Origin of the sequence: Paenibacillus peoriae (assembly GCF_022531965.1) — a bacterium.
Lineage (GTDB): Bacteria > Bacillota > Bacilli > Paenibacillales > Paenibacillaceae > Paenibacillus > Paenibacillus polymyxa_D.
On sequence record NZ_CP092831.1, the window covers coordinates 2,490,001 to 2,497,896 of the forward strand.

Here is a 7,896-nt window from a genome sequence, read left to right on the forward strand (position 1 = left end):
TTGCACAGACAACCAGGATGTTGGCTTAGAAGCAGCCACCATTGAAAGAGTGCGTAATAGCTCACTGGTCGAGTGACTCTGCGCCGAAAATGTAACGGGGCTAAACACACCACCGAAGCTATGGCTTGATGCTTGCATCAGGGGTAGGGGAGCGTTGAATGCGGGTTGAAGGTGTACCGTAAGGAGCGCTGGACTGCATTCAAGTGAGAATGCCGGTATGAGTAACGAAAAGATCTGTGAGAATCAGATCCGCCGAAAGCCTAAGGGTTCCTGAGGAAGGTTCGTCCGCTCAGGGTAAGTCGGGACCTAAGGCGAGGCCGATAGGCGTAGTCGAAGGACAACAGGTCGAAATTCCTGTACCACCGTAATCCGTTATGAGCAATGGGGTGACGCAGTAGGGTAGTGACGCGGACTGATGGATGTCCGTCTAAGCAGTGAGGCTGATGTGTAGGCAAATCCGCACATCATTAAGGCTGGGCTGTGATGGGGAGCGAAAATTGTAGTAGCGAAGGTCATGATCTCAGACTGCCAAGAAAAGCCTCTAGCCAGGAGAAGGTGCCCGTACCGCAAACCGACACAGGTAGGCGAGAAGAGAATTCTAAGGCGCGCGGAAGAACTCTCGTTAAGGAACTCGGCAAAATGACCCCGTAACTTCGGGAGAAGGGGTGCCTCGGTAGGGTGAATAGCCCGAGGGGGCCGCAGTGAAAAGGCCCAAGCGACTGTTTAGCAAAAACACAGGTCTGTGCGAAGCCGCAAGGCGAAGTATACGGGCTGACGCCTGCCCGGTGCTGGAAGGTTAAGGGGAGTGGTAAGCTCGCAAGAGCGAAGCTATGAACCGAAGCCCCAGTAAACGGCGGCCGTAACTATAACGGTCCTAAGGTAGCGAAATTCCTTGTCAGGTAAATTCTGACCCGCACGAATGGCGTAACGACTTGGGCGCTGTCTCAACGAGAGATCCGGTGAAATTTTAATACCTGTGAAGATGCAGGTTACCCGCGACAAGACGGAAAGACCCCATGGAGCTTTACTGCAGCTTGATATTGAATTTGGGTACGATCTGTACAGGATAGGTGGGAGCCGTCGAACTTTGAGCGCCAGCTTGAAGGGAGGCATCCTTGGGATACCACCCTGATCGTATCTAGGTTCTAACTTGGTACCGTAATCCGGTGCGAGGACAGTGTCAGGTGGGCAGTTTGACTGGGGCGGTCGCCTCCTAAAGAGTAACGGAGGCGCCCCAAGGTTCCCTCAGAATGGTTGGAAATCATTCGAAGAGTGCAAAGGCAGAAGGGAGCTTGACTGCGAGACCTACAAGTCGAGCAGGGACGAAAGTCGGGCTTAGTGATCCGGTGGTACCGCATGGAAGGGCCATCGCTCAACGGATAAAAGCTACCCTGGGGATAACAGGCTTATCTCCCCCAAGAGTCCACATCGACGGGGAGGTTTGGCACCTCGATGTCGGCTCATCGCATCCTGGGGCTGAAGTAGGTCCCAAGGGTTGGGCTGTTCGCCCATTAAAGCGGTACGCGAGCTGGGTTCAGAACGTCGTGAGACAGTTCGGTCCCTATCTGTCGTGGGCGTAGGAAATTTGAGAGGAGCTGTCCTTAGTACGAGAGGACCGGGATGGACGTACCGCTGGTGTACCAGTTGTTCCGCCAGGAGCACCGCTGGGTAGCTATGTACGGAAGGGATAAGCGCTGAAAGCATCTAAGCGTGAAGCCCCCCTCAAGATGAGATTTCCCAATTAGTAAGACCCCTTGAAGACGACGAGGTAGATAGGTTGGGGGTGGAAGTGCAGTAATGCATGGAGCTGACCAATACTAATCGGTCGAGGGCTTATCCTAAGATAAGACGCAAATGAGTTTCGGATCCAGTTTTCAGGGTGTAACCTTGAAGGTATGTAGAAATACATACGAAATACGCATTGAAATTCATTCACACAGCTGTGATGAACCGAGTTTCAATACGGTAGAATTTGCATAGCAAATTCATGTTTGGTGGCGATAGCGGAGGGGTTCCACACGTACCCATCCCGAACACGACCGTTAAGCCCTCCAGCGCCGATGGTACTTGGACCGCAGGGTCCTGGGAGAGTAGGACGTCGCCAAGCACGATAAAAAGAGCACAGCCTTAATGGGCTGTGCTCTTTTTGTATACCATAAGGCTTTCGCATTTTGGAAATTATATATACATGAACCCATACATATACTCCATTCCACTAAATTAATAAGATTAGGGGATAACTACAATAAAGCCTACAACACTCTGCATATCGACCGATAGTGAAGTCAAACATAATGAAATTTATAAAGCAGCAAGTCTCCAACAACAGGGAGCCTTGCTGTTTGCCGTTACTGTTTTTTGAGAGGGTGAAAGATTAAAAGTAAGGCTATAAATTTCTAGAGAACAGGTACTTTTGAAACGAGATAAAAACGTTTTTATTAGAGTTTGAAAAGAAAATTCATAGATTTGGGAGAGAAAAACTCAATCCGAACTGGATTTTTTAGACGAAGAGTCAGAAAAAAATATGCAAAAAATGCTCCTTTAGGACTATGGAATAACAATATTTATTACAAAAATAAAGAGTTATTAATTTTGGCTTATGTGAGCTTGATACAAATCCAATCCAATATTTAGGTGATTGAAGAGAGCTGCGGAAAAAGTCGGAATTTGTCGGATGATATCAGGTTGAATTTGTTACATTTATGTTAATGGCAAGTAAAGATAAAATTGTTGTAGGATAAGGGGTTGGGACCTCAATGTAAATCAAAATGAATTTAGTTTTACAAAATTCGTGAAAACCTGAAATCTTGTTTTAAACTAAATTAACAGATCATGATTGACAGATAACTCATACAAAAAGTGAAATTGTTGCTTTTGAAGTTTGGAAACAAATAACATAATATGGATTTTATTTTATTTTTATAAGCTTCGTCAATTTAGCCCTTTTGTCCCATGCCAAGCGGTTTTAAAGTTTGTATATTTAAAAACAGTTAGAAAGTGTTGGAAGAAAAAAAGAGATATAAGGATTTACTGTAAAATTATGAACTGCATAGAGGATGGAGGAATTCTTATGACAACTCGATCACAATCTTGGTTCGCGAAAACAGAGGTCCAACCGACTACGAAGCTCCAACTATTTTGCTTTCCCTACGCCGGTGGTGGTGCTTATATATTTAACTCTTGGAAGTCCAGGTTTGCGCCTGACATTACCGTGTTGCCTATACAACTTCCAGGACGTGAAAGCCGCTCAACAGAAGCTCCAATGGATACTCTTCAAGACATCGTTCAATCGTTGGTTCCAGCTATGGCTCCATACATACATAAGCCGTTCGCTTTTTTTGGACACAGTATGGGGGCACTAATTGCATTTGAAACAGCACGGCAATTGTACAGCAAAACTGGAAAGCTACCTGAGCATATCATCATATCCGGTAAATCCGCACCACATATTCCATATTCCAAAAAACGACTCCATGATTTAGCAGACGATTCTTTCACCGAAGAGCTTCGTTTGATGCAGGGAACACCTGAAGAGGTGCTGCAAAATGCAGAATTGATGCAAATTATTATGCCTCGTCTGCGTGCAGATTTTAAGGTATGTGAAACTTATGTTTATCAGCCGGGAAATCCATTGATATGTCCGATGACTGTTTTAGGCGGAATGAAGGATTTTGAGGTTAGCACAGATTCACTGCATGCCTGGCAACAGCATACGACATCACCTATGGATGTTCGAATGTTCGAAGGTAATCACTTTTTCATCCATGAACAAGAACAAGAGGTTATGAGCACAGTCGAGAACATTCTTTCTACATCCTCGCCGATGGCCCACGCGGCGGGAGCTCATACAGCTTACAACACAAGCACCCTACAACCACGATTCAGACAGAGTTAAATGTCCCACACATCACGATACACTTCGTTATTACCATCTCAGCAACAATCAACAACCAACCCACACCAAGATGCAAATTCCAGCATAGTTCAAAATCGCATTTTATTCTGTACGGATACTCATGCATCCAAACCCAGAGTTTATCTCAACGACGTCCACAGCCAATATAAAAAGTTCGCACTGAAAAAGTGTGGGCAGCGAAAAGAGGGATGCCCTTGTTTCGATTAAATTCTGCTTTTCGGAGACTCGCACGTTATGTAAGGCCGTATAATCTATGGGTTTTCATAACGGTGATCACCTCCTTGTGTTTGGCAGCTATTGACATTATTTTGGGTAAGGCCATTGAGCAAATGGCACAGGGGACATTCTCCTCTACCCAGAACATGATCTATCTGGTTGTTGGTATGACGCTAATTGGAATGCCCTGTAAGTTTGTGATGAGGTACGCTTCAGCGCGATTTAGTGTTAGTGCTCTGCGCGACTTGAGAGGCGATCTCGTACATAAGTTTTGCGATTTACCGGTTTCCAGCGTGGAAAGGAAATTTACCGGAGATTTGGTATCCCGTCTAACCAATAATACGGCAGTATTACAGAACTTTTTTATCCAGCAGTTTGCCAATCTGTTCTATTTACCGCTTGTGTTTACGGCATCACTCATATTGCTTTTACTGACAAGCTGGAAACTGATATTGGCAAGTCTTGCGCTCATGCCAATAGGAATGATCATAACATCACTAATGAGCAAGCCAATTGAAAAATACTCAGCGGATCTTCAGGAGAAAATTGCTCATTTGAACGCTGTGGGGCAAGATGCAATCGGAGGAATCCCTATCGTCAAGGCATTCAATATGCAAGCTGTGCTGTTGAAGAAGTATATGGTGATTATGGAGGGGGTCGTCAAGCGCGGCTTACGGCTAGAAAAGCGCTATGCAGCCATTACTCCGGTAGGTGTGATGATGCTAGCAACACCGATTATTTTGGTCATTGTATACGGAGGATACCTGATACAACATGGAGAGTTGAATGCTGGAGGCATTGTACTTTTTTTATACCTGATTTCGTTCATATTGCAGCCGATTGCCATGCTGCCGACGATCATTTCGCAAATGAAGGAAGCGGGTGGAGCCGCAAAGCATTTGTTTGAGGTGCTGGATTGGCAGAATGAACGTCAGGACGGCGAAATGACCTTGGTAGATCAGAAGCGAGAGAATAGGGCGCCTCATTTGAAAGACGATGCAGATGGGGAAGCCAACCGAATGAGTGAAGGCGGAGCAGAAAGTGATGATGACGTTGATAGTGTTGCTGTAGTCAGCTTTGAGCATTTGACCTTTGGCTACGATGAAGGGAACACAGTGCTGAAGGATATCAGCTTCCAGGCAGGGCAAGGGGATATGGTCGCGATTGTCGGTGCCAGCGGTGGGGGTAAAAGCACGATTTTCAAGCTGCTTTGCGGATTTAATGAACCTGGAGAGCATGCTGGAACCATTCAACTATTTGGAAAGAGTTTGACAGATTGGAATTTAACAAGCCTGCGCAGTCATATTTCGATGGTATCTCAGGAGCCGTCGCTTTTTCCGGCCACCATTGCAGAAAATATCGGATATGGACGTTTGGAGGCGACTCGAGAAGAAATTGTCGAGGCGGCGAAGGCGGCACATGCGCATGATTTTATTGTTCAACTTCCCGAGGGCTATGAAACCCTGTTGAGCGAGCGGGGAGGCGGATTGTCTGGCGGTCAAAAACAGCGTATTTCCATAGCAAGAGCATTATTGAAAAATGCTCCGCTACTTCTATTGGACGAGCCGACTTCAGCACTCGATAGTCAGTCGGAGGCTCAGGTGCAGAATGCGATGAATGCGGTAATGCAAAACCGGACGGTACTGGTCATTGCTCATCGACTGTCAACCGTACGTCAGGCGAACCGCATTATTGTACTCGATCAGGGGAGCATTGTGGAATCGGGTTCTCATGAGGAATTACTGGGTCGTGATGGTGTGTACCGAAAGCTGTATTTGAAAAATTTTGAAGAAGAACAGCATACGGCGGAAAACGGTAATTCGTTGCCTGAGGAAAGGGGTGAGCGTCGTGACCTTCAAGCAGGGGTTTTATGAATTTAAGCAGTTGATGTCCCTGATGAAGCCGCACCAAAAATGGTATTTTACCGGGCTGGTTGGCAATAGTCTGACCAATGCCAGCATCACGATTTTACTTTCTTTTGTGGTGCATTATTTGCTGAATTTCGCGGTTAATGGCAATGTACAGGAGCTATACCGAGCGGTCTATTTGGTCAGTGGTACATTTTTGGCATTAAGTCTTATCTCCCCCCTGTGCAGCTATATGTATAAACGGTGTGTAAAGCTGGCGATTGCTGATGTACGAATGAAACTATTTGGCCACATTGTCAAGCTATCGTACGAAAAAGCCGAAAAACACCATTCGGGTGATCTTGTATCCCGTATGACGAACGATGTACAGGCGCTAGAGCAGGCTTACACCGTTCATATTCGCTCGATTATACTGGAAATTTCGCTTTTCTTGGGCTCGTTGGTCATTTTGATGGCTTTGGATTGGCGATTTGGGATTATGGCGGTTGTACTTGGGCTGGCTTCAGCCTGGATAAATGCTCATTTCGCGAAGAAAATGCGAAAGACGAGTGAAGAGTTACAGGGACGGATGAGCAGGTTCACGGAACGATTGAGTGATTTGCTTTCCGGTTTGCAGACGGTGAAGTTGTTTGGGTTGAGGACAAAGGTAGGTGGACTATGTAACGATGCAAGCGAGGACATCAATCGCATCAGCATCCGGCAGGGACGTCATATGGGCTTGCAGGATATGTGCAATTTTGTCATAGAGTTCATTACGCTGGGCGGTGTGCTTGTCGCCGGATTGATTCTGGTATCGCAGAAGCAAATGGAACTGGGAGTATTGGGACAGATTGTACAACTGCAAACCGGTATTTCAACGGTATTTTTGGAGCTAGGGGCGGCTGTAACACTGTTACAAAACTCCTTGGCAGGCTTGGCGCGTATCCGCGAAATTCTGGATGAGTCGAAGGAAGAGGAACAGTTCCCCGCGGCTAAAAAGAAGGGACCGCTGACTAGGCTTAGCGATCCCGAGACGGCAGCTTTATCAGCCCGTGAATCTGGGGAATTCTATGGCGATGTTGAAACCTTAGGTTCAGACCACGCCATTGAACAGACTCCGGCTGCGCTAGAGCTGCACGACATCACCTTTGGCTATCAGCCTGACCATCCAACGCTGCAAAGGTTAAACTTGGTCGTGCCGGAAGGGCAGGTCACTGCACTTGTCGGTCCGAGTGGTGGTGGCAAAAGCACAGTCATGAAGTTGTTGCTGGGATTTTACCCACCGGATGAAGGTGTGCTGCGGGTTCGTGGTCGTTTGGCAGAAGAATTTCCGTTGGATGAGGTCAGGGATTTGATGGCCTATGTACCACAGGAGGCTACGCTGTTCCACGGTACAGTAGCGGATAATATCCGTTTTGGCTCACCGACTGCCACGGATGAGGAAGTGGAGGCTGCAGCCAAAACAGCCTATGCCAGAGGCTTCATAGCCGAGTTGCCAGAGGGGTACGACACGATTGTCGGTGAACGCGGAGCCAATTTGTCCGGCGGTCAAAGACAGCGGATTGCAATTGCCCGTGCTTTGCTCAAAAATGCACCGATTTTGCTATTGGATGAAGCGACCTCGGCTTTGGATGCAGAATCGGAATATGAAGTCCAGCAGGGCTTAAATGAGTTGATGAAGGATCGTACGACATTAGTTATTGCCCATCGATTGTCTACGATTGAACGGGCGGATACGATCTGTGTCCTTGCCGATGGCGAACTGAAAGAGCAAGGTACCCATGATCAGCTCCTTGCCGAGGGCGGCCATTATGCAGAGCTGTATGAGCTTCAATTTCGAAAGCATCCCGAGGAACAAACCGCATGAATATGCGATTTCCTTTTTACCAAATATCTATTTTGTGAGGAGAGAGACGG

3 protein-coding genes and 2 rRNA genes (1 of these 5 only partly in view) are annotated in these 7,896 nt (G+C 46.9%); all 5 read left to right on the plus strand.

Features of this window, described 5'->3' with window-relative positions; genetic code table 11:
* Positions 1-1,841, plus strand: a 23S ribosomal RNA gene (locus MLD56_RS11385); it begins 1,107 nt to the left of the window's first position.
* 149 nt (positions 1,842-1,990) lie between these two features.
* Positions 1,991-2,107: ribosomal RNA gene (gene rrf / locus MLD56_RS11390) — 5S ribosomal RNA — on the plus strand.
* A 963-nt stretch (positions 2,108-3,070) separates the two neighbouring features.
* A complete protein-coding gene (locus MLD56_RS11395) occupies positions 3,071-3,895 on the plus strand; it encodes a thioesterase II family protein (protein ID WP_029517088.1) in 825 nt (274 codons plus the stop codon).
* Positions 3,896-4,110: 215 nt separating this feature from the next.
* Entirely contained in the window at positions 4,111-6,006 is a 1,896-nt protein-coding gene (locus tag MLD56_RS11400; protein WP_029517087.1) for an ABC transporter ATP-binding protein, read from the plus strand.
* The gene (locus MLD56_RS11405; RefSeq protein WP_029517086.1) at positions 5,981-7,846 is read left to right on the plus strand and encodes an ABC transporter ATP-binding protein; all 1,866 of its coding nucleotides are present in this window, start codon (positions 5,981-5,983) and stop codon (positions 7,844-7,846) included. The genes MLD56_RS11400 and MLD56_RS11405 overlap by 26 nt, the downstream gene beginning before the upstream one ends.
* The last annotated feature ends 50 nt before the right edge of the window (positions 7,847-7,896 follow it).

Bases quoted from the DNA above. Each gene is read 5' to 3' on its own strand.
- MLD56_RS11395 (WP_029517088.1), top strand. From the start codon at position 3,071: ATGACAACTCGATCACAATCTTGGTTCGCGAAAACAGAGGTCCAACCG.